The sequence below is a fragment of the Pelagerythrobacter sp. Soil_C_18 genome (genome assembly GCF_057657235.1).
In genome coordinates this window covers 422,326-443,956 of record NZ_JBDGIU010000003.1, presented here as the reverse complement: position 1 = coordinate 443,956, position 21,631 = coordinate 422,326, and the positions used below count along the sequence as shown (strand labels likewise).

At 66.2% G+C, this 21,631-nt stretch carries 16 protein-coding genes and 1 riboswitch; of the genes, 13 read left to right on the top strand and 3 right to left on the bottom strand.

Annotated features, from left to right (window positions below):
• Window positions 1-107 precede the first annotated feature (107 nt).
• Window positions 108-183, bottom strand: a riboswitch (cyclic di-GMP riboswitch).
• A 342-nt stretch (window positions 184-525) separates the two neighbouring features.
• Together AC3A5N_RS10170 and AC3A5N_RS10165 are read left to right on the top strand one after the other, a co-directional pair.
• Complete coding sequence (locus AC3A5N_RS10170) at window positions 526-1,200, top strand: TetR/AcrR family transcriptional regulator (protein WP_487737197.1); 675 nt, start codon at window positions 526-528, stop codon at window positions 1,198-1,200.
• Between the two features lie 104 nt (window positions 1,201-1,304).
• Window positions 1,305-2,327 (top strand): LacI family DNA-binding transcriptional regulator, encoded by a 1,023-nt coding sequence (locus tag AC3A5N_RS10165; protein ID WP_487737196.1) that lies wholly within the window; start codon window positions 1,305-1,307, stop codon window positions 2,325-2,327.
• 77 nt (window positions 2,328-2,404) lie between these two features.
• On the opposite strand, the gene AC3A5N_RS10160 is transcribed toward AC3A5N_RS10165, so the two are convergent.
• Window positions 2,405-5,410, bottom strand: coding sequence for a TonB-dependent receptor (locus AC3A5N_RS10160; RefSeq protein WP_487737195.1), 3,006 nt, complete (start codon window positions 5,408-5,410; stop codon window positions 2,405-2,407).
• Between the two features lie 266 nt (window positions 5,411-5,676).
• On the opposite strand from AC3A5N_RS10160, the gene AC3A5N_RS10155 reads away from it, so the two are divergent.
• From AC3A5N_RS10155 to nirD, 7 genes are all read left to right on the top strand, one after another.
• Entirely contained in the window at window positions 5,677-8,217 is a 2,541-nt protein-coding gene (locus AC3A5N_RS10155; protein ID WP_487737194.1) for a glycoside hydrolase family 3 protein, read from the top strand.
• Between the two features lie 60 nt (window positions 8,218-8,277).
• Window positions 8,278-8,859: an ANTAR domain-containing response regulator gene (locus AC3A5N_RS10150; protein WP_487737193.1), complete on the top strand. Its 582-nt coding sequence runs from the start codon at window positions 8,278-8,280 to the stop codon at window positions 8,857-8,859.
• On the top strand, window positions 8,856-10,064 hold the full coding sequence (locus AC3A5N_RS10145; protein ID WP_487737192.1) for an ABC transporter substrate-binding protein: 1,209 nt from the start codon (window positions 8,856-8,858) through the stop codon (window positions 10,062-10,064). Before AC3A5N_RS10150 ends, AC3A5N_RS10145 begins: the two co-directional genes overlap by 4 nt.
• A 192-nt stretch (window positions 10,065-10,256) precedes the next feature.
• Entirely contained in the window at window positions 10,257-11,522 is a 1,266-nt protein-coding gene (locus AC3A5N_RS10140; protein ID WP_487737191.1) for an alginate export family protein, read from the top strand.
• A 17-nt stretch (window positions 11,523-11,539) separates the two neighbouring features.
• Window positions 11,540-12,376 (top strand): formate/nitrite transporter family protein, encoded by an 837-nt coding sequence (locus tag AC3A5N_RS10135; RefSeq protein WP_487737190.1) that lies wholly within the window; start codon window positions 11,540-11,542, stop codon window positions 12,374-12,376.
• 28 nt (window positions 12,377-12,404) lie between these two features.
• A complete protein-coding gene (nirB, locus tag AC3A5N_RS10130; protein WP_487737189.1) occupies window positions 12,405-14,912 on the top strand; it encodes a nitrite reductase large subunit NirB in 2,508 nt (835 codons plus the stop codon).
• The gene (gene nirD, locus AC3A5N_RS10125; RefSeq protein WP_487737188.1) at window positions 14,912-15,253 is read left to right on the top strand and encodes a nitrite reductase small subunit NirD; all 342 of its coding nucleotides are present in this window, start codon (window positions 14,912-14,914) and stop codon (window positions 15,251-15,253) included. Before nirB ends, nirD begins: the two co-directional genes overlap by 1 nt.
• 43 nt (window positions 15,254-15,296) lie before the next feature.
• Here the strand turns inward: nirD and fumC are convergent, their stop codons facing one another.
• On the bottom strand, window positions 15,297-16,679 hold the full coding sequence (gene fumC, locus AC3A5N_RS10120) for a class II fumarate hydratase (RefSeq protein ID WP_487737187.1): 1,383 nt from the start codon (window positions 16,677-16,679) through the stop codon (window positions 15,297-15,299).
• Entirely contained in the window at window positions 16,676-17,134 is a 459-nt protein-coding gene (gene queF, locus AC3A5N_RS10115; RefSeq protein WP_487737186.1) for a preQ(1) synthase, read from the bottom strand. Before queF ends, fumC begins: the two co-directional genes overlap by 4 nt.
• 106 nt (window positions 17,135-17,240) lie before the next feature.
• On the opposite strand from queF, the gene AC3A5N_RS10110 reads away from it, so the two are divergent.
• From AC3A5N_RS10110 to AC3A5N_RS10095, 4 genes are read left to right on the top strand one after another with little or no spacing between them, the layout of a single operon-like run.
• The gene (locus AC3A5N_RS10110) at window positions 17,241-18,428 is read left to right on the top strand and encodes a hypothetical protein (RefSeq protein WP_487737185.1); all 1,188 of its coding nucleotides are present in this window, start codon (window positions 17,241-17,243) and stop codon (window positions 18,426-18,428) included.
• A gap of 41 nt (window positions 18,429-18,469) precedes the next feature.
• Window positions 18,470-19,315, top strand: coding sequence for a sulfurtransferase (locus AC3A5N_RS10105; protein ID WP_487737184.1), 846 nt, complete (start codon window positions 18,470-18,472; stop codon window positions 19,313-19,315).
• Complete coding sequence (metC, locus tag AC3A5N_RS10100) at window positions 19,267-20,520, top strand: cystathionine beta-lyase (RefSeq protein ID WP_487737183.1); 1,254 nt, start codon at window positions 19,267-19,269, stop codon at window positions 20,518-20,520. The genes AC3A5N_RS10105 and metC overlap by 49 nt, the downstream gene beginning before the upstream one ends.
• The gene (locus AC3A5N_RS10095) at window positions 20,517-21,566 is read left to right on the top strand and encodes a mechanosensitive ion channel family protein (RefSeq protein WP_487737182.1); all 1,050 of its coding nucleotides are present in this window, start codon (window positions 20,517-20,519) and stop codon (window positions 21,564-21,566) included. The genes metC and AC3A5N_RS10095 overlap by 4 nt, the downstream gene beginning before the upstream one ends.
• Window positions 21,567-21,631: the final 65 nt, after the last annotated feature.

Here is a 21,631-nt window from a genome sequence, read left to right as displayed (position 1 = left end):
TGTGGGGAGCAGGAAATTCGGGGTTCCGGCGGGCCACGGCGCGCCGTCCGGCACATTTGCCGGTAACCATTCCAAACGTGCGATGCCCCCTGTACATCACGCCCTCCGCCGGCGGCCCCGCTAGCTCGTGAGAGCCCGGAAGCTTTGCGTCCTGCCGTCACCGGCAGTTTGCCCTGTTCAGCGAAGCGCCGGGCACACACGGTGTCCGTCACCCGCTATGCCGCCCCGAAGATGTCCCCTTCGCGGACCTGGCGCCCGCGAAACATCCGCCGGTAGCGGCAATATGAACGGTGTACATATGGAAGCGTCAATTTCAAGACGCTTCGTGACCTGACGCTGCCCGCCAGGTCCATCGCGGCCGGCTCACCCGTAAGCCCGGATCTTCTTACTTACATCGCTCATTAGCGCAGCCTTGTTCAATTTCAGGACTCCGCAACAGGCGCTCGCACGTAATTTTTTGACGGTTCGTATTCTCCAGCTAACATTGGGCAACGACAAACACATCGTCATCCGGGAACTTGCGGAATGACCAAATCGACAGATCCCCCGCAGCCGACCTCTCCGCCGCGCGCCTACCACAAGGGACACGTTGCGGACGATCTCCGAAAGGCCGCGGAACGAATTCTTGCCGCCGAGTCGCTGGAAGACATCACGGTCCGACGGCTCACCAAGGAAGTCGGTGTGGCGCCCGCAAATTTCTACAACCACTTCGACAGCCTGAACGATCTCCTGCTGAGCATCGCGGCGTCATCGCTCAACGAGGCAGTCGACCGCGCCGCGGCGGCCTGGTCCCGCCCCGGCACGAAGCCCGACCTCCTCATCGACTCCGCGACCGATTTCATCCGTTTTTGCCTGAAGAACCGGCAACTCATGCGTCTCATGATAAGCCAGCGCGCGCACAACGGCCGCGATCCCCGCAGGGAGGCGGGAAACCATTCCTTCCGGGAGATCGTCCAGTTCATCTACGGCGACCGCATCGAGCAGGCGTCCTCTGCTCCCGACTATGAGAAGTACGGCGTGGCAGTCGGCTACATCGCGCTCACCTACGGCTTCGCTCTGATCCTCGCGGAAGGTCGCTTCGCGCTGGATGTCGAGAACGACGCGGAGCTTACCCGCTTCGTCCGAAACGGCATTCTCCCACTTCTGGACGGTTCGGCAGCCGCCATTTTGGCGCCGACACGCGACAGCGACGGCACCTGACGCGACGCGCCCACTCTCCCCAGGATGCTGGCACGTCGCCGTGCACGATACGATCGCGATCTAGCAGATTGACAACGTAGGACAGTTTCGCCAGCCATTCCTGCATGGCTCGCGGGACAAAACGTTCGACAATCATCGATGTCGCCAAGCTGGCACAGGTGTCGCCCAAGAGCGTGTCGCGCGTCTTCAACAATGAGCCGCACATTACGCCGGCGCTGCGCAAGAAGGTGCTCAGCGCGGCCAAGGAGCTCAGCTACCATCCCAATGTTCTGGCGCAGGGCCTGGTTCGGAGGCAGTCCTACCTCGTTGGGCTGATCTACGAAAAGCCCAGCCCGAGCTATGTCGTCGAACTGCAGCGCGGCGCGCTCGAACGCTTGCACGGCGAACGTTATCGCCTGGTCGTGCTGCCGGTGGAGTCGGTGACCGATCACCCGCAGGAGGTGGTGAGTCTCGTGCGGTCGGCCGGGCTCGATGGAGTCATCCTGGCGCCCCCCGCCTCCGATCATCCCGAGATTCTCACGGGCCTGCTCGACGCGCGTATTCCCTTTGCCCGCATCGCTCCCCAGTCGCAGCTGGACGTCGGCCAGTGGACCGCAATGGACGATGTGGCCGCGGCGCGCGAGATCGCCGAGCATGTCGTCGGCCTCGGGCACCGCGTCATTGCGATCATCATGGGCGACCCGGCGCACGCCGCCAGCGGCCAGCGGCTGAGCGGCTATCGCCAGGCGTTCGAGGCGAACGGCCTCCCTCCGCATCCCGAACTGATCGAAACCGGCGATTTCAGCTTTGAGTCGGGCTACGAGGCGACGAGGCGGCTGCTGTCGCGCAAGGTCCGCCCGACCGCGATACTGGCGCAGAACGACGATATGGCGGTAGGCGCCATGTCTGCGGCGCGCGAGCTCGGCTTCAACGTCCCCGCCGATCTGTCCATCGTCGGCTTCGACGATTCCGAAATCGCGCGGATCGTATGGCCGCGCCTGACCACAGTGCGGCAACCGGTCGTGGAGATGGCCAAGACGGCAACCGACATGTTGCTGCGTGAACTGGCGGGTGATCCTCCGGGCGAAATGGTCATCCACGGGCACCAGCTCGTCGAGCGGCTGACCGCCGCGCCGCCGCCAAGCTAGGCGCGCCCGGCACACATGTACCTGACAAGGAGCAGCGGCCCTTCGCTGGAAGAGCCGCTGCCTCGTCCCAAACTAGATCAGAAGCTGAATTTCACCCCGCCGTAGAACCGTCTCGATCCTGACTCGTAGCGGAAAGGTAGATCCGGGAACTGCAGATAGACGCGCGTGTCCGCCTTGGTGATGTTAATCGCCTCTGCAAACACCTCGAAGTTGTCGGTGATCTTGTAACTGATCTGCCCGTCGAGCTGCCCGTAAGGCTTCTGGTAGATGCCGAGCGTACGCGTGACCGATCCGTCGGCAAAGCCGAAGTTGCCGAGGTACTGTTTCGAGCGCCAGCTATAGGACGCCCGCGCGGCGAAGCCGTATCTCTCGAAGTACACCTGCCCGTTGGCCGAATGCTTCGACACCCCCGGCAAGGGCAGGTTATCGGTAAAGTCGGTGCTGAAGTCCGTGGTCGTGTCCGAAAAGGTGTAGTTCGCAGTGAAGCCCAGGCCGAAGTCGAAGGCATATTGCGCCGCCAGCTCGAACCCCTTCACGCGTCCGCCCGAACCGTTGGCGGGCTGCGAAACCGGCCCCAGCCGGCCGCCCGCCTGATCGTTCACGAAAACGGCGATGGTTTCGTTGACGATGAAGCTGTCGACTTCCTTCCAGAACAGCCCCGCCGCCAGCAGACCCTGATCTCCGAAATAGTGCTCGAACCCGAGATCGAACTGGTAGGCACGGAAAGGCTCCAGCTCAGCATTGCCGCGGCTGCCGTTGGTGAACTTGAACAGATCGTCCGCCGGATCACGGGTGAACTGGGTTGCGAAGCCCTGTCCCAGCGAAACGAGCGGCTGGCGTGCGACGACCCTCGCCGCAGAGAAGCGGACCTTGCTGCCCTCGCCCACATCGAACACCGCGTTCGCACTGGGCAGGAAGTCGGTGTAGCTGCGGACCACCCTGTTGGTGGTGAAATCGCGCAGCACGCCGTTCCAGTTGTCGGTTCCCCAATAGCTGGGATCGACGCCCTCGGGCTGGTTCTGGTCGACCGCCAGCCTGGTGTTGACGACCCGCAGCCCGACGTTGACGTGGTAAGGGTCGTCGAGCCCGCCCATGTCAGCCATGACGTAGCCCGACTTCGTTTCCTCCTTCACCCGATAGGTCTGCAGCGGATCAGCAAAGAAGCTGAACGGCGTGTCCGGATAAAGCGACTGAATCCACTGGAGCGCGTTCGTCATCTGCGAACGGTCGGCAACCATTACCGTATCGCCCGCGACATGGCCGCCACCGGCAAAGTCGGTGATCGTCTCCACCCGCTCCGGATTGCTCTCGAGGGTCGCATAGGGGGTGATCAGCGCGGGCGAGTTTCCGAAGCGTGTGCATCCGGCAAAGGCCGCCGGCTTGTTCGCTTCGGGAAGGTCGCAGATCTTGTAGCCGATCGCGCCATCCTGGAAGTACCCATACGGGGTCCAGTTGTAGGAATAGCCATCGACGCGCTCGTCCTCAGGGATCGCGGTGGCGTCCATTTCGCCCTTGCCGCTGTAATCGGCAAGATAGCGGCCGGAGGTGAAGTCCACCGTGCGCTGCCCGTAGCGGAATCCCGCGCTCAGCGTGATCGTGTTCGTGTCGTTGTCGTCGACGTCATAGGCGAAGTCGGCACGAATCGAGTTGCCCTTGATGTCCGAACGGTCGCCGAAAGCCCAATGCGACTTGAAGAAGCCGTAGGCAGGGTTGTTGAACAGGTCCTGCGGACTGCCATCGGCGATGCCGAAGCTCGGAAAATCTCCGTTGCGATAGGTGAAATCGAACGTCGGCGGCGCTGCAGAATTGGGCGTGAAGCCCGGCTGCGGCCCCGAAGTGCCGGGCCCCCGGACGCCATAGGCGGTGTAGCGCACGTCGTTGTTCGCCACTTCTCGATCCATCTTGGAGGATGAGTAGGCCGCCGTGACCGATGCGCGGAAGTCGGTCTGGTTGTCCCAGTCGACCTTGAACTGGAGATTGTCCGATTTGATGTTCGATACGTCGACAAAGGAAATCGCCTCCGCAGACTGCGCGCGCACCGTCCCTTCGAGCAGGATGCCGTCGTCGTTGATGTTGTAGTCCCCAACCAGGCCCTGTGACTCTCCCTGCCCGAACGGGAATTTGACCGATGCCTCGCGCGTGTCGATCTTCAGGTCGGAGTGGAAGTATTGCGCGCTGACCTCCAGCTCGTCGGTGGGTCTGAAATTGACGCCGAGCGATGCGCCCCACCGCCGGCGATACTGGTCGCGATCGGTGATGTAGCGATATTCGGGGGCATAGTAGTTCGTGGGCACGGTCGCGGTGTCGCGGCGCCCCTCGCCGAAGGCCCAGTTGCCGCGATTGTCGCCGCCGAGCACGTTGACGTGATTGTTGGTCTTTTCATAGCTGAATGACGCGATGACGCCCAGGCGATCGTTGAAATTGTAGCCCACGACCGCGGCACCGGCCGGCTCCCAGCCGCCGATCTCGCTGCCCTTGCTCATCTTGACGTTCCCGGCGACCGTCAACCCGTCCCGCAGGGAGAGAGGGTTGCGCGTCTTGAGGTTGACGATGCCGCCTAGACCGCCTTCGAGCAGAGAGGCGTTCGGCGACTTGTACACTTCGATTCCGCCGATCAGCTCGGACGGCACGCCTTCGAGGCTGTCGTTGCGGTTGTAGTTTCCCTCGCCGACCTTGTAGACCTCGAGGCCGCTCACGAAGAGCTCGCCATTGAGCAGCGTCACGTTCTGCTCGAGGCCGCGTATCCTGACCTTCGAGCCCTGCCCGTTCTCGCGGTCGATCTGGATGCCCGGCAGGCGCTGGAGCGATTCGGCCACATTCTGGTCGGGGAATTTCCCGATGTCCTCGGCCGTGACCGACTCGATGATGAGGTTGGATTCGCGCTTTGCGTTGAGCGCGTTCTCCAGCGCGGCGCGAAAGCCCGTCACGACGATCTCGTCATTGTCCGCAACGGCTTGGGCTTCCGTGCCCTCCTCTGCCGGACCTTCCGTCTGCGCAAGGGCGGGCGTTCCCGCACACGCCACTGCGAGCACCGAAGCTGCGCCCAGCAGGGTCCTGCGAGTGCACATTGTTCCGCTGATCATATTCCAACCCTCCCAATCCGCGTCTTTGCGCGCGGAAATCATCGTTCTCGACTTTGCGGATCCGCGCACCTCCGAGGCGACCCTTGAAGAGTCGATTCGGCTTCCGCGGCCCCTGTAGGCTTTTTCTTGCATATCTCTGTCAACGTTGTCAAACGGACTCTGGATTTGCCGGATTGTGCCACTGGTTTCGCTTGTTTCATGTCAAGGTTGTCAGGCCAGATCCGGCGGGAAAGATTGAAAAGCAGAACTGCGGGACGGGACATTCTATGCGATCGAAAATAGCCTCTTACGCGCTCGCCTGTGTGGCGATCATCTCGCCCCCCCTCTCCACGGGGAGCGCAGCACAGGAACAGGGCACGTCGGCAGCGAACGGACAGGTGCATCCGGAGCGCTGGCCCGAAGTCGCCTATCCGCGAATCGTCACCGCCGAAGGCGAGGCGCGTATCCAGGAATTGCTCTCGCAGATGTCGGTCGAGCAGAAGGTCGGGCAGATCATTCAGGCCGACATCGGCAGCGTGACGCCTGAGGATGTGTGCAAGTACCACCTGGGATCGGTGCTCAACGGCGGAAACTCGGGGCCCGGCGGCAATGATCTCGCGCCGGCGCACGAATGGCTCGCCCTTGCCGACGCTTTCTACGCGGCATCGATGGAATGTGCGCCTGTCCAATCGGCCATCCCGATCATGTGGGGCACGGACGCGGTTCACGGGCACAGCAATATCGTCGGTGCGACGCTCTTTCCCCACAATGTGGGGCTCGGCGCCGCGCGCGATCCCGATCTCATCGAACGCATCGGCGAGGTGACGGCAATCGAGATCCGCGTGACCGGCCAGGAATGGACCTTCGCGCCCACCGTGACGGTCCCGCAGGATTACCGCTGGGGGCGCGCCTACGAAGGGTATTCGTCCGACCCGGCACTAGTCGCCTCCTACGTGGGCAGGATGGTCCGCGGTCTGCAGGGACCGCCCTCGACCGCACCGATACTCGCAGGGCCGCACGTCGCGGCCAGCACCAAGCATTTCCTTGCCGACGGCGCGACGGTCGACGGCAAGGATCAAGGGGACGCGGTCATTTCGGAGCTCGAGCTTCGCCTCGTCCATGGAGCGCCGTACATCCCCGCGATGGAGAGCGGCGTCGCAACGGTCATGACAAGCTTCTCGAGCTGGCAGGGCGTGAAGATTTCCGGAAACAAGGGGCTGGTGACGGACATCTTGAAGGGCCGCCTGGACTTCGGCGGCCTCGTGATAACCGACTGGAACGCGCACGGGCAGATCGCCGGGTGCAGCAACGCGAGCTGCCCGGCCGCCATCGAGGCGGGGCTCGACATGCTCATGGCGCCCGATAGCTGGCGCGACCTCTACGCCAGCACTCTGGCCCAGGTGAAGGCCGGCGCGATCAGCATGGCACGCCTCGACGATGCGGTGGCGCGCGTGTTGCGGGTAAAGCAGCGGCTCGGCCTGTTCGAAGCCGGCAAGCCGTCGGCGCGCGCGCTTTCCGGCGAGTATGACCTTCTTGGTGCGCCCGCACATCGGGCGGTCGCCCGCGAGGCGGTGCGCAAGTCGCTGGTCCTGCTCAAGAACACCGGCGTCCTCCCCCTGAAGCCGAACGCCCGCATTCTCGTTGCCGGCGACGGCGCCGACGACATCGCGCGCCAGTCAGGCGGCTGGACGCTGAGCTGGCAGGGAACGGGCCTCGACAACGGCGATTTCCCCGGCGCCACGTCGCTGTGGCGCGGCATTGAGCAGGCCGTCACCGCGGCGAGCGGCAGTACCGAACTGGCGCCCGACGGCGCCTTCGATCAACGGCCGGACGCGGCAATCGTGGTCTTCGGCGAGACACCTTATGCGGAGTTCCAGGGCGACATCCCGTCGCTTCAGCTCCGCCCCGAGTTGCGCCGCCCCATCGACACCATGCGCAAGCTCAAGGAAGCGGGCATCCCCGTGGTCGCCGTCATGATTACGGGGCGGCCGCTCTACGTGAACGAAGCACTGAACCAGGCCGACGCTTTCGTGACCGCCTGGCTGCCCGGCTCCGAAGGTGCCGGTGTCGCGGACATGCTGTTCGCCGGCCAGGACGGCGCCCCTGCTTATGATTTTCAGGGTCGCCTGCCGACGGCCTGGCCCGCAACGGCACGGCACGGCGGGCCGACGCTGTTTCCTTTCGGCTATGGCCTGACTTACGCGGACGGTCCGCAGTCATGGAAGCCGCTGCCGGAGGATAGCCAGGTCGCCGACGACGGCCTCGGACAAGGCGTCTATTTCGATCACGGCGTAGCAGCCGCGCCGTGGTCGCTGATCGTATCACAGCCCGACGGCAGCGATGCGCTGCGCGTGACGACGGTGCCCGCCACCGGCCTGTCAGGGCGCGCAACCGTGACCGCCACCAATCATGAGGTTCAGGAAGGGGCGCGGCAGTTTGCCATCGAGGGAGGTGAAGGCGGTGCCGCTGTCGAGATCAGCGGCCACGATCCAGTCGATCTGTCGCGCGAGACCAACGGCGACGTGCTGATGCTCGCGACCCTACGGATCGACACACCGCCGACAGCACCGGTGTCGATCTCCGTCCGCTGCGGCGCATCCGAATGCGGGCGCCCGCTCGCCATTCCCGAGCTGGCGGCGTCCGAACCCGGCCAATGGCGCGTGCTGGGCGTGCCGCTCAAATGCTTCGCCGCATCGGGCGCGGACATGACGCGCATCACCGCCCCATTCCGCCTGACGACCGACGGCGACCTTGGCTTCAGCCTCTCACGCGCCGCACTCGGCAGCGCAGCCGAAGCCGATGTCATCGCCCAATGCCGCGGCGGCTGAGCGGAGTCAGGAGCAACAGCGCACTTGCATTCGCGCCACCATGCATCGCAATACGGCGCCATGCGCATTGCGATCATCGACGAAAGCACCACGAGGGCGTCGATCATCGAAGAGGGGCTGGCGCAGTTACCCGATAGCGAGATATTCATACTGACGGAGCGGCCGGGTCTCATTTCGCGGCTCGAAGCGTTCGCGCCAGACGTCGTGCTGATCGATCTGGGCAATCCCTCGCGCGACGTGCTCGAGGAATACTTCGCCGTCAGCCGTGCGCTCGCCCGGCCCATCGCGATGTTCGTCGACGAAGCGGACGACGAAGCGATCGCCGCGTCGATCGATGCCGGTGTTTCCGCCTATGTCGTCGACGGCCTCGCCGTCCACCGGATCAGGCCGTTGCTCGATCTGGCCATCAAACGCTTCAATGCCTTCGCCCGGCTCCAGGCCGATCTGGCGGCTGCCGAGGGCAAGCTTGCGGAGCGCGAAACCATCGATCGCGCCAAGCGCATCCTGATGGACGGCAAGAAGCTCAGCGAGCCCGAGGCCTATGCGGAACTGCGCCGCAAGGCGATGAGCTCGAGCCGGCGGATCGCCGAGATAGCGGAAGCGGTCGTGACGGCGCATGACCTTCTGGGAGACGGAACGTGACCGAGCAACTCACCATCGGCTTCCTCCCGCTGGCGGACGCCTGCCTGCCGATCCTCGCGCACGAGCATGGTTTCGCCGAAGAGGAAGGGCTGGCGCTGAGCTTTCAGCGCGACGTCAGTTGGGCAACCGTGCTCGATCGGCTGCTCTACGGCCATACGGACATGGCGCACCTGATCGCGCCGCTGGCGATCGCTGCTACCCTCGGCCGAGGACGTCCCGCGCAGCCGCTGGCCGTGCCGTTCGTGCTCGGGCTCAATGGCAATGGGATCACCATGTCGACCGTTCTGGCCGGCAGGATCGCACAGTGGGGCACGTTCGAGGATCCCCGCCTGCTCGGCGCCGCGTTGGCTCGCGAGGTGGCGGAGCGCAAGCGCGCGGGGGCAAAGCTCCGCTTCGGTGTGGTCCACCGCTATTCCAGCCACAACTATATGCTGCGCTACTGGCTCGCGGCCTGCGGAATCCGGCCCGACGAAGACGTCGAGATCGTAACCGTTGCCCCTCCCTTCGTTGCGGACGCGTACGCGAACGGCGAGATCGACGGCGCCTGCGTGGGCGAACCCTGGAACAGCCTCGCAGTCGAGCGCAACGTCGCCCGGATCGTGCTCGCCACCGCGCAGATCTGGCGGCGCGGCGTGGAGAAGGTGCTGGCGGTGCGCCGGCCGGTGCTGGACGCCCGGCGCCCCGCGTTCGAGGCGCTGATCCGCGCCATGCGAAAGGCCGGCCGCCACTTCGTCGACCCTGAGAACTGGGACGCGAACGCCGCGATTCTCGCCCGGCCCGAATATATCGGCGGCGATCCTGCCCTGATCCGGCGCGCGATCTCGGATCGCCTGGTTCTGCAATCGGGCGGTGACGCGGTGCACTTCCCCGATTTCATGTTCCAGTACAGCGAGGCGGCCAACTTCCCCTGGGTAAGCCAGGCGCTGTGGCTGTACAGCCAGATGACCCGCTGGGACCGCTCGCCCTTCTCGCCCGAAGAGGCCGCAGCGGCCGCTGCGGTCTTTCGGCCCGATGTCTACCGCAGTGCAATGTACGACACTGACGATCCGCTGCCCGGCGCCAGTTCGAAAGTCGAGGGAAGCCTTGCGCAACTCACCTCGGTGGGAACGCAGCAGGGCTCTATCACTTTGTCACCAAACACTTTCTTCGATGGCGACAGCTTCGATCCGGAGAAGGTGGAGGAATACCTCGCCCGGCTCCCCTAGCAACCGAGTTTTTGCTGCACCGCAAAAAATACTTGCGAACGCCCGCTGATTCGATAACAATCGCCGCGGAACGGACGCCGCCCCAACGCTGGGGACGAGCAGCACCTCCGTTCCGGTTCTTACATTGCGTGGCAACGTCGCCGCCCGATCTGGCTCCCTCCGGGGATCCTGTCGAGGCGGCTTTTTTGCGTTGTGCGCTGGTTCGGCGAGGTTCGAGTGGGCGATCACGGCGCAGGCTTTCAGACGACACGCGGTTCGCGGCGGATGCGGATCGGTGCGCTCGCCGCGTTCGCGACTGCAGCCTGGCCGAATGTCGCGACCGCTGCACCGGGCGATCCGGTCGCGATCGGGAGCGCGACTCTCGATCCCATCCTCACCGCACGGCTGCGCCACGAAGGCGTCGACCAGGCCGGCATGCCGGACGATGCCGAAACGCTTACCTTTCGGGCGCGCGCCGGCGCCGAACTGAAGATCGACGGCTTCTCGATCCTTGCGGAGGGCGAAGGGACGCTGGCGCTAAACGGCAACTACAACGATACGCTGCCCGGCAACGGTATCGAACCCTTCCCGGTCGTCGCCGATCCGGAGAGCCTGGAGCTCAACCGGCTGCAGGTGAGCTACCTTCAGGATGGCACCGGCATCACGGTCGGGCGCCAGCGTATCATCCTCGGCAACGCGCGCTTCGTCGGCAATTCCGGCTGGCGGCAGAACGAACAGACTTTCGACGCGGTGCGCGGCCAGGCTAAGGTCGGCCCGGTGCTGCTCGACGCGACTTACGCGGTGTCCCAGCGAACGGTATTCGGCGCCGACAGCCCCAACGAACATTTCGACGGCGATTTCGTGCTGCTCAGCGGCGGGATCGATCTGCCGGTGGTCGACGCCGAGGCCTTCGCATACCTGATCGATTACGATACCCGGATCGTCTTCTCGAGCCAGACCTACGGCGTCTCGGCGCGAGCCGAGGTCGGCGTATCCGCCGACGCTCGGCTCAGCTACGCGCGGCAAAGCGAGTACGGCGCCAACCCGGTCGCTTACGATGCCGAATACTGGCACGCCGAGCTCGGCCTCCGGCTGCTGGGTTTCACGCTGACCGCAGGGCACGAAAGGCTCGGCAGCGACGGTGGCGTCGCCGCGTTCCAGACGCCGCTTGCGACACTGCATGCCTTCAACGGCTGGGCCGACCAGTTCGGGACCACGCCGGCGGACGGGCTGCGCGACAGTTACGCCGCGATCGGCCGCTCATTCGGCGTGCCCTTTCTACCCGGCCTCAAGGCAGGCCTCACTTACCACCAGTTCAAAAGCGACTTCGGCGGGCTCGATTACGGAAACGAATGGGATGCCTCGGTCGGATTCGAACTCGGCCGGGTCGGGCTGCTGGCGAAATACGCGAACTACCAGGCGGACGAGTTCGCCTCCGACACCGAGAAATTCTGGCTCCAGGCCGAAATCAGCTTCTAACCGGGGAGTTTTCCAAGATGTCCTATCTCGCGCCCAGTGAATTCGTCACCAAGATGGTCGACGCCGGCGAATCCAAGATCTTCATGTCGACCAAGGATACGCTGATCCGCGCCTTCATGGCGGGGGCCACGCTCGCGCTGGGCGCTGCATTCGCGATCTCGGTCACGGTCCAGACCGGTGAACCCCTGCTAGGTGCCGTTCTGTTCCCTGTAGGGTTCATCATTCTCTACCTGTTCGGTTTCGACCTCCTCACGGGGGTGTTCGTCCTCGCGCCCCTGGCCGTGTTCGACAAGCGGCCGGGCTGCACCTGGCGCGGGGTGCTGCGCAACTGGGGGCTGGTCTTCACCGGCAACTTCGCGGGCGCTCTTACGACCGCGGTCCTGATGGCCATCTATTTCACCTACGGCTTCCAGGCCGAGCCGAGCGAGGTCGGCCAGAAGCTGGCCGGGATCGGCGTCGACCGGACGCTCGGCTATGCCGAGTACGGCGCGGCCGGATGGATGACGATCTTCGTGCGCGGCATGCTGTGCAACTGGATGGTCTCGTCTGGCGTGGTCGGCGCAATGGTTTCGACCAACGTCAGCGGCAAGGCGATCGCCATGTGGATGCCGGTCATGCTGTTCTTCTACATGGTCTTCGAACATTCGATCGTGAACATGTTCCTGTTCCCGGTTGCGCTGATGATGGGCGGCGAGTTCTCGGTTCTCGATTACCTCTGGTGGAACGAGATCCCGACCGTGCTGGGCAACCTCGTCGGCGGGCTGACCTTCACCGGCCTGACCCTCTACGCCACCCACATCCGCACGAGCCCCAGCCGCGCGAAAGCTCCGGTGGTCCTGGCCCGCGCCGCGTGACGCGCCTGTCCGAAAGGAAACCAAACGGATGAACGCCCCCACGACATTCGATTCTGCCAGGCCGGCGCGGGAGAAGCTGGTTGTGATCGGCAACGGCATGGCCGGGTGCCGGGCCGTCGAAGAGATCCTCGAACGCGACCGCGAGCGGTTCGAGGTGGTGATCTTCGGCGCCGAGCCGCGCGTGAACTACAACCGCATCATGCTCTCGCCGGTGCTTGCCGGCGAGAAGACCTTCGACGAGATCGTGCTCAACACCGCCGAATGGTATGCCAAGAACGGCATCGAGCTGGTCTCCGGCGATCCGGTCGACCACATCGACCGCGAGCGCAAGACAGTGGTCAGCCGTTCGGGCCGGGTGGAGCCTTACGACAAGCTGCTGATCGCGACCGGCTCCGATCCGTTCATCATCCCGGTGCCGGGCCGCGACCTGCCGGGCGTGGTGACTTTCCGCGATCTCGACGACGTCGACAAGATGCTCGCCGCTGCCGCCCAGGGCGGCCCAAATGAAGAACAAGGGCGGGCGGTGGTGATCGGCGGCGGCCTTCTGGGGCTGGAGGCGGCGCACGGCCTTTCGCTGCGCGGCATGAATGTCACCGTCATCCACCTGATGCCGACGCTGATGGAGCGCCAGCTCGACGAGGCGGCCGGCTGGTTGCTGAAGCAGGAGCTGGAGCGGCGTGGGCAGACGATCCTGACCGGCGCGGACACCGAGGAAATCGTCGCGAAGGACGGCCACGTCGGCGCCGTGCGCCTGAAGGACGGGCGCGAGATTCCGGCCGACATCGTGATCATGGCGGTCGGCATCCGGCCGGCGACGATGCTGGCCAAGACCGGCGGCCTCGAATGCGAGCGCGGCATCCTCGTCGACGACCACATGGTCACCTCCGACCCCGACGTGCTCGCGGTCGGCGAATGCGTCCAGCACCGCGGGCAGTGCTACGGCTTGGTCGCGCCGTTGTGGGAGATGTGCCGCGCGCTGGCCGATCACCTGACCGAGCAGCCGAGCGGCTATGCGGGCTCGGTCACTTCGACCAAGCTCAAGGTCTCCGGCATCGACGTGTTCTCCGCCGGCGACTTCTCGGGCGGCGACGAGGGCGAGGACATCGTCATGCGTGACGCCGCGCGCGGCGTGTACAAGCGCCTGGTCCTGAGGGACAACCGCATCGTCGGCGCGGTGCTCTACGGCGATACCGGCGACGGCAACTGGTACTTCGACCTTCTCAGGAAGGAGGAGGACGTATCCGACTTGCGCGAAGGGCTGATCTTCGGCCAGGCCTTCGCGCTCGGCGGAGGCGCCCTCGCGGACCCTAACGCCGCCGTTGCCGCTCTCTCGGACGACGCAGAAATCTGCGGCTGCAACGGCGTGACCAAGGGCAAGGTCGTCCAGTGCATTCTCGGCGGCGCGGCCAGCCTCGATGCGGTGCGTTCGGGCTGCAAGGCCTCGGCCAGCTGCGGCTCGTGCACCGGGCTGGTCGAGAGCCTGCTGGCGCTGACACTCGGCGACGAGGTCCAGGCCGGCGCCTCGACGATGTGCAAGTGCACCAGCTTCGGTCACGACGACGTCCGCCGCCTGATCCTGGAGAAGGAACTGAAGGCAATCCCGCAGGTCATGCAGGAACTGCACTGGACCACGCCCGACGGCTGCGCCTCCTGCCGTCCCGCGCTCAACTACTACCTGCTGTGCGCCTGGCCCGGCGAGTACGAGGACGACCAGAAGAGCCGCTTCGTAAACGAACGGCTCCATGCCAACATTCAGAAGGACGGGACCTATTCGGTCGTCCCGCGGATGTGGGGCGGACTTACCACCCCGCAGGAGCTGCGGGCGATCGCCGACGTGGTCGAGAAGTTCGGCGCGCGGATGGTCAAGGTCACCGGCGGCCAGCGGCTCGATATCTTCGGGATCAAGAAGGAGGACCTTCCTGCGGTCTGGGCCGATCTGGGCGCCGCCGGAATGGTCTCCGGCCACGCCTACGGCAAGAGCCTGCGCACGGTGAAGACCTGCGTCGGCCTGGAATGGTGCCGCTTCGGCACGCAGGATTCGACCGGCCTCGGCGTCAAGCTGGAGCAGATGAGCTGGGGCAGCTGGATGCCGCACAAGTTCAAGATGGCGGTCAGCGGCTGCCCGCGGAACTGCGCCGAGGCGACGATCAAGGATTTCGGCGTGGTCTGCGTCGACAGCGGCTACGAGCTGCACATCGGCGGCAACGGCGGGATCAAGGTCCGCGCCACCGACCTGCTGTGCAAAGTCGCCACCGAGGAAGAGGCGCTGGAGACCTGCGCCGCCTTCATCCAGCTCTACCGCGAGGATGCGCACTACCTCGAACGTACGGCGCCATGGCTTGAGCGCAAAGGCCTTGAGTGGATCAAGGCGCAGATGTTCGATGACCCGGACGCCGTGCGACGACTGGCTGCCCGGTTCCGCCATTCGCAGCAGTTCATGCAGGACGATCCCTGGGCCAAACGCGCGGCTGGTGAACGGCGCGACCTCCACAGTCACCTCGCCACCGTCGTTCCCGCCGGAATGGAGTACGCATAATGGAGGCGACATGGCTCGACCTCGGCCCGATCACGCAGATCGAAGCGGGCATGGCGGCCACGCTGCCGGTAATCGGCGGCGAGGAGATCGCCGTCTTCCACACGATGAGGGGCGAGTTCTACGCCTTGGTCAACAAGTGCCCGCACAGGCAAGGCCCGCTCAGCCAGGGCATCGTCCACGGCGACAGCGTCACTTGCCCGCTGCACAACTGGCGCATCTCGTTGAAAAGCGGCAAGGCCCTTGGCGGCGACGAGGGCTGCGTTCCTACCATACCGCTGAAGATCGACTGCGGCCGGATCTATCTCCTGCGCGAAAGCGTGGTCGGGCAGAAGGCCGCGTGACGCAGCGCTCCGCGCGATCAAGAGAGATGTCAGCCGGAAAGGCTCAGACCATGTCCTCCGGCCGCACCAGCCGGTCGAAATCTTCGGCGGTCACGTGGCCGCTCCGCAGGGCGGCTTCACGGAGGGTCAGGCCTTCCCGATGGGCCGTCTTGGCGATCGCGGCCGCCTTGTCGTAGCCGATCGCGGGCGCGAGCGCGGTGACCAGCATCAGCGAGTTCTCGACCCCGCGGGCGATGTTCTCCCGCCGCGGCTCCAGCCCTTTCAGCAGGTGCTCGGTGAAGCTCTCCACCGCATCGGCGAGCAGACGCACCGAGCGCAGGAAATTCCACGCCATCATCGGGCGGTAGGTGTTGAGTTCGAACTGCCCCTGGCTTCCGGCGAAGGTCAGGGCGGCCTGATTGCCGAACACCTCGATGCAGACCTGGGTCATCGCCTCGCACTGAGTCGGATTGACCTTGCCCGGCATGATCGAACTGCCCGGCTCGTTCTCCGGCAGCGCGAGCTCACCGAGGCCCGAGCGGGGGCCCGAGCCGAGCAGGCGAATGTCGCTCGCTATCTTGTAGAGGCTCGCCGCCAGAGTGTTCAGCGCCCCATGCGCGAACAGCAGCGCGTCCTGCGCGGCAAGCGCTTCGAACTTGTTGGGCGCGCTGACGAACGGCAGGCCGGTGATCGCCGCGATCCGCTCCGCAACCTTCTGCGCAAAACCCTCCGGCGCGTTGAGCCCGGTGCCGACCGCCGTGCCACCCTGCGCCAGCTCGTAAAGACCGGGCAAGGTCGCCTCTATCCGCGCGATCCCGTTCGCGACTTGCGCCGCGTAACCCGAAAACTCCTGCCCCAGCGTCAGCGGAGTCGCGTCCTGTGTGTGCGTGCGGCCGATCTTGACGATATCGGCCCAATCCTTCGCCTGGGTGTCGAGATCGGCCTGCATCGCCCTAAGCGCGGGCAGCAGGCTGCGCACGACCTCTCCCGCCGCGGCGATATGGATTGCGCTGGGGAAGGTATCGTTGGAGGACTGGCTCTTGTTGACGTGATCGTTCGGATGGACGGGCGCCTTCGACCCGACCTCGCCGCCGAGCATCTGGATCGCGCGGTTGGCGATCACCTCGTTGGCGTTCATGTTCGACTGGGTGCCCGATCCGGTCTGCCACACGACCAGCGGAAACTGGTCGTCGAGCTTGCCGTCGATCACTTCCTGCGCCGCCGCAACGATCGCGTCGGCGAGCTTCGGCTCGAGAATGCCAAGATCGCGGTTCGCCTCCGCCGCGGCGCGCTTGACGGTGCCCAGCGCGCGGATCAGCGGGAGCGGGAGGCGCTCGCCGCCGATGCGGAAGTTCTGCAGGGAGCGCTGCGTCTGCGCGCCCCAGAGGGCATTGGCCGGCACTTCGACCGGGCCCATGGTGTCGGTTTCGGTTCGCGTCTCGCTCATCCGCGCCCACGATAGCTGGCCACGCCCTGATCGGGAACCCACAGTCCCTCGGGCGGCGCGCCGCTCTGCCAGAAAACGTCGATCGGAATGCCCCCGCGCGGATACCAGTAGCCGCCGATGCGCAGCCAGCGCGGCTTCATCTCGGCCGCGAGGCGCTGCCCGATGCCGACCGTCACGTCCTCGTGAAAGCCGCAATGGTTGCGGAAGCTGCCGAGGAACAGCTTGAGGCTCTTCGACTCGACGATCGTCTCGCCGGGGGCATAGTCGATCACGAGGTGCGCGAAGTCCGGCTGGCCGGTCACCGGGCACAGCGAGGTGAATTCCGGCGCCGCGAAACGCACCAGGTACAGCGTGCCCGTGCGCGGGTTGGGGACATAGTCGAGCCGCGCCTCTTCGGGCGAGGCGGGCAGGCTGCTGGCCTGGCCGAGCTGCAGCGTGCTAGGTGTGTCGCTCATGCCGCGCATGTGCCCTCATCGCATCGCGCGCACAACCCGCAGGTTTGCCGTTTGCGATTCACAGCCTATTCAGCGCCACCCGGGATTCGGGACGCCTTCGGGATTTATGGACATTCGCACATCAGTTTCGGCCGTCGTTCTGGCCCTGGCACTCGCAACACCGTCGCTCGCGCAGCAAACGGGGTCGGCGCGCGACTTCCGGTTGCCGCCCGATCCGGACGCAACGCCGACGCCGGAAGTCCAGGGTCCGGTCGATCCGGAAGCGGCGGTGCGGACGGCCCCGCGGGTGATCCCGACCGATACGCCCACGCCCGCTGTAAGCACGCCAACGCCCGCCCCGACGCCGACGCTGACCCTGCCAGCCTCGCGTCCGACACCGGCACGGTCTGCGCCGGCTGCCACGCCGCGGTCGCAGCCGCAGCCGGAACCGGAACCGGAACCGGAACTTGCACCGGCCGCTACCCCCTCGCCATCGCCCACACCGGAAGCAGGCGAGCCCTCCCCCCAGCCGACCACGTTCGCGCCCTCCGTTCCGCCCGCGGCTTCCGTTCCTCCGGCCGCCGCTGCCGAACCGCCGGAAAGCGGCAGCTCGATCATGATCTGGCTCGCCGCGCTGATCGCGGCGCTGGGCGTCGCCGGCGGGGTGTTCTGGTATCTCCGGCGCAGGGAAGCGCTGGCGCCCGTTCCGGTCATCGAGCCGCCACTCGTGCGCCGCGAGACCCAGCCGCCCCAGCCGAACACGCCGGCGCCGGCCGCAGGTGAAGGACCTGCCGCACGTCCCGCGCCCGCTCCATCGCCGTTGCCTGGAAAGACGCCGAGCACCCCCGTCACGCTCCATGCGCTGCCAGTCCGGCTCAGCAGGAGCATGATGAACGCGACCTTCGCGTTCCGCCTCACGTTGGAGAATCAAAGTGCGGACCGGTGGGAGGGCGTTTCGGTCGAGGCCGATCTCGTTACCGCGCATGGGGCCGTGCCGATCGACGAACAAGTCGCCGGCCCCAGCACCGCGCTCGCGCCGCTGAGCACGCTCGACGCGCTCGAGCCGGGGGATACCACGGAGATCGCCGGCGAGGTGCGGCTGCCGCTGGGCCAGGTCCGCGCGATCCCGCAGGGCCGCGCCGCGGTCTACGTCCCGCTGCTGCGCGTTCGCCTCACGGCCAAGGGCAAGCAGCCGATCGCGCGCACCTTCCTGATCGGCCAGCTCCCCGACCGCGAGGGCGGCCGGCTGCGGCCCTTCCGGCTCGACGAGATGCCGCAAAGCTACAACGCGATCGGGCTGCGTCCGCTCGACTGACCCCCTCGACGCAGCGTACCGCCGCCGCTACCCCCTGCGGCATGGACATGCTCGTCTCGACCTCCTGGCTGGCGGACAATCTCGGCACCGTGACCGTGCTCGACGCCAGCAAGCACTTGCCGAGCGCCGGGCGCGATGCGGCGGCCGAATTCGCCGAGGGTCATATTCCCGGGGCGCGGTTTCTCGACCTCGCAACGCTGAACGACGACGCCTCGCCGATCGTGGCCGCGCTGCCGACGGCGGAGCAGTTCGCCCTGCGCCTCGCCGCACTGGGAGTGAAGCCGGGCAGCCGCGTCGTACTCTACGACGACAGCGTGCCGCGCACCGCCGCCCGCGCCTGGTTCATCTTCCGCATGTTCGGGTGGCAGGACGTCGCGCTGCTCGACGGCCGGCTGGGCAAGTGGCGCGCCGAGGGCCGCCCGCTCGAAGCCGGCGCCAGCCGCCCGGTCCCGGTCGCGCCGGGCACCTACACCGCCGACCTGCGCCGCGCGCGGGACAAGGCTGCGGTGCTCGCCAACATCGATAGCGGGGCCGAGCAGGTGGTCGACGCGCGCGACGCCGGCCGCTTCACCGGCGAAACCGTGGACACCGTCCACAACCTGCCCGGCGGCCATATCCCCGGCGCACGCAATCTCGATTTTCGCATGGTGCTGAACGGGGACGGCAGCTTCAAGCGTAAGGATGAGCTGCGCGCCGCTTTCGCGGAAGCGGGGATCGACCTCGCCCGGCCCGTGGTCACGAGCTGCGGTAGCGGGGTGACGGCGTCGGTCCTGCTGTTCGCCATGGCCCTGCTCGGCAAGGAGGAGGATACGGCGCTCTACGACGGGAGCTGGAGCGAATGGGGCGCCGATCCGACCGCGCCCAGGGAAATGGGGCCCGCCCGGTGAGCGCCGCGGACGAGAGCCACGGCGCCAACACGCGCCTCGTCGGCGCCGGCCGGCGCGAGGAATGGACCGGCCCCGTGGTCAATCCCCCGGTCTGGCGCGCGAGCACCCACCTCTATCCCGACGCCGCCGCGCTCAGGGAAGGCGGCAAGCACAACGCGGACGGCCGGTTCTTCTACGGCCGCCGCGGCGCGCCGACGCAGTGGGCGCTGGCCGATGCGCTGACCCAGCTGGAACCCGGCGCGGCGGGCACCGTGCTCTATCCGAGCGGCGTGGCCGCGATCGCCGGGGCGCTGATGGCCGTGCTGCGGCCCGGCGACGTGCTGCTGGTGGCCGACAATGCCTACGAGCCGAGCCGGGTCATGGCGAACGGGTTGCTCAAGCGCTTCGGCGTCGAGAGCCGCTTCTTCGACCCGCTCGACGTCGGGGGCTTTGCCGGCCGGTTCTGCGAGCGCACCCGCGCGGTTCTGCTGGAAAGCCCCGGCAGTCTGACGATGGAGGTGTGCGACGTGCCCTCCCTCGCCGCCGTCGCCCGCGAAAAAGGCGCGGTCAGCCTGATCGACAACACCTGGGCCTCCGCGCTGGGTTTCCCCGCGCTCGAACGCGGCTGCGACATCGCGATCATGAGCCTGACCAAGCACGTCGGCGGCCATTCCGACCTGATGATGGGCGCCGCGAGCGCTGGCGAGCGCTGGTACGGGCCCCTGCGCCAGACCGCCCAGGCGCTCGGCCACGTGGTCTCGCCCGACGATGCCTCGCTCGCGCTGCGGGGCTTGCGCACGATGGGCGTGCGGCTGGAGAAATCGGCCGGGAGCGCGCTCGCGATCGCCCGCTGGCTGGCTGGGCGCGAGGAAGTCGCGCAGGTCCTCTGCCCGATGCTGCCGGGCGCGCGCGGGCACGACCTGTGGCGCCGCGACTTTACCGGCGGATGCGGGCTGTTCAGCTTCGTCCTGAAAGGCCGCGACGCAGCCGCGACCGCGCGCTTCGTCGACGCCCTCACCCTGTTCGGCATCGGCTTCAGCTGGGGCGGCTACGAGAGCCTCGCCCTGCCCATCGACCCGTCCGCGATCCGCACCGCCACACCCTGGCCGCCGGCCGACGGCGCAGCGAGCGATCGCTGGGGCATACGTCTGTCGATCGGCCTCGAAGACGCCGACGACCTGATCCGCGATCTCGAACGCGGGTTCGCCGCCATGGAGCAAGAATGAGCACCCCGACCGCCGCACCTGCCGCCCCGACGGCCACGCCCGTTCCCGCCACCTCCCCCACCACGGTGCCCTCGGAAGTCGACGCGGTCGTCGGCGCCGAATCGCTGAAGGATGCCGTGGCGGAGCAGAGCCTGACGATCGGCGAGGCCATCGAATGGCTCGATGCGATGGGCGTCACCATTGGCGACACGCGCATATCGCTGTGGAGCGTCCTCGTCGTGCTGCTGGTGATCCTGGCGGTCTATCTGATGGCTCGCATCGGCGTGTGGATCGCACGCAATGCGATCCACCGGATGACACGCCTCGATGCGACCCAGCGCCTGCTCGCCGAGAAGATCGTGTCGATCGTGATCTGGGCGGTGATGATCCTGATCGGCATCGACATTCTCGGCATAGACCTCACCGCTCTGGCGGTGTTCTCGGGCGCGTTCGGCCTCGCGATCGGCTTCGGCCTGCAGAAGACTTTCGGCAACCTGATTGCGGGGATCATCCTGCTTACCGACCGCTCGATCAAACCGGGGGACGTGATCGCGGTCAGCGACACGTCGGGCAACGAGAGCTTCGGTCAGATCCGCAGGATCGGCATTCGCGCGATCTCGATCATCACCCGCGATCGCAAGGAATACCTGATTCCGAACGAGAACCTGATGATAAATCAGGTGGAGAACTGGTCGTACAGCTCGCGCGACGTGCGGGTGAAGGCGCCGGTCGGTGTCGCCTACGGCAGCGATCTCGACCTGGTGGAGAAACTGCTGCTGGAGGCGGCAGTCGGCACCCCGCGCGTGCTCGAAAACCCGGCGCCCGCGGTGCGCCTGATGGGATTTGGCGACAATTCGATCAACTTCGAGGTCCGGTTCTGGATCAGCGACCCGGAAGAGGGGGTGAACAACGTGCGTTCGGACGTCTTCAAGAACGTGTGGCGCGCGTTCCAGCAGCACGGCGTCGAAATCCCGTTCCCGCAGCGCGACATCAGCCTGAAAAGCAGCGAGCAGTTCGAACAGCTCATCGCGGCGATCTCGCAGCGGACGGCGAAGAGCGAAAGCTAGGCTTGCGTCGCGCCTACCGGCGCTATCAAAACCAATCCTTACCGATGTGACATCCATTCTCGTTG

Coding starts and splice junctions, on each gene's coding strand:
- metC (WP_487737183.1), top strand. CDS start 19,267: ATGGGGCGCCGATCCGACCGCGCCCAGGGAAATGGGGCCCGCCCGGTG.
- AC3A5N_RS10095 (WP_487737182.1), top strand. CDS start 20,517: ATGAGCACCCCGACCGCCGCACCTGCCGCCCCGACGGCCACGCCCGTT.
- AC3A5N_RS10170 (WP_487737197.1), top strand. CDS start 526: ATGACCAAATCGACAGATCCCCCGCAGCCGACCTCTCCGCCGCGCGCC.
- AC3A5N_RS10150 (WP_487737193.1), top strand. CDS start 8,278: ATGCGCATTGCGATCATCGACGAAAGCACCACGAGGGCGTCGATCATC.
- AC3A5N_RS10165 (WP_487737196.1), top strand. CDS start 1,305: ATGGCTCGCGGGACAAAACGTTCGACAATCATCGATGTCGCCAAGCTG.
- AC3A5N_RS10160 (WP_487737195.1), bottom strand. CDS start 5,410: ATGATCAGCGGAACAATGTGCACTCGCAGGACCCTGCTGGGCGCAGCT.
- queF (WP_487737186.1), bottom strand. CDS start 17,134: ATGAGCGACACACCTAGCACGCTGCAGCTCGGCCAGGCCAGCAGCCTG.
- AC3A5N_RS10135 (WP_487737190.1), top strand. CDS start 11,540: ATGTCCTATCTCGCGCCCAGTGAATTCGTCACCAAGATGGTCGACGCC.
- AC3A5N_RS10110 (WP_487737185.1), top strand. CDS start 17,241: ATGGACATTCGCACATCAGTTTCGGCCGTCGTTCTGGCCCTGGCACTC.
- AC3A5N_RS10105 (WP_487737184.1), top strand. CDS start 18,470: ATGGACATGCTCGTCTCGACCTCCTGGCTGGCGGACAATCTCGGCACC.
- AC3A5N_RS10155 (WP_487737194.1), top strand. CDS start 5,677: ATGCGATCGAAAATAGCCTCTTACGCGCTCGCCTGTGTGGCGATCATC.
- nirD (WP_487737188.1), top strand. CDS start 14,912: ATGGAGGCGACATGGCTCGACCTCGGCCCGATCACGCAGATCGAAGCG.
- nirB (WP_487737189.1), top strand. CDS start 12,405: ATGAACGCCCCCACGACATTCGATTCTGCCAGGCCGGCGCGGGAGAAG.
- fumC (WP_487737187.1), bottom strand. CDS start 16,679: ATGAGCGAGACGCGAACCGAAACCGACACCATGGGCCCGGTCGAAGTG.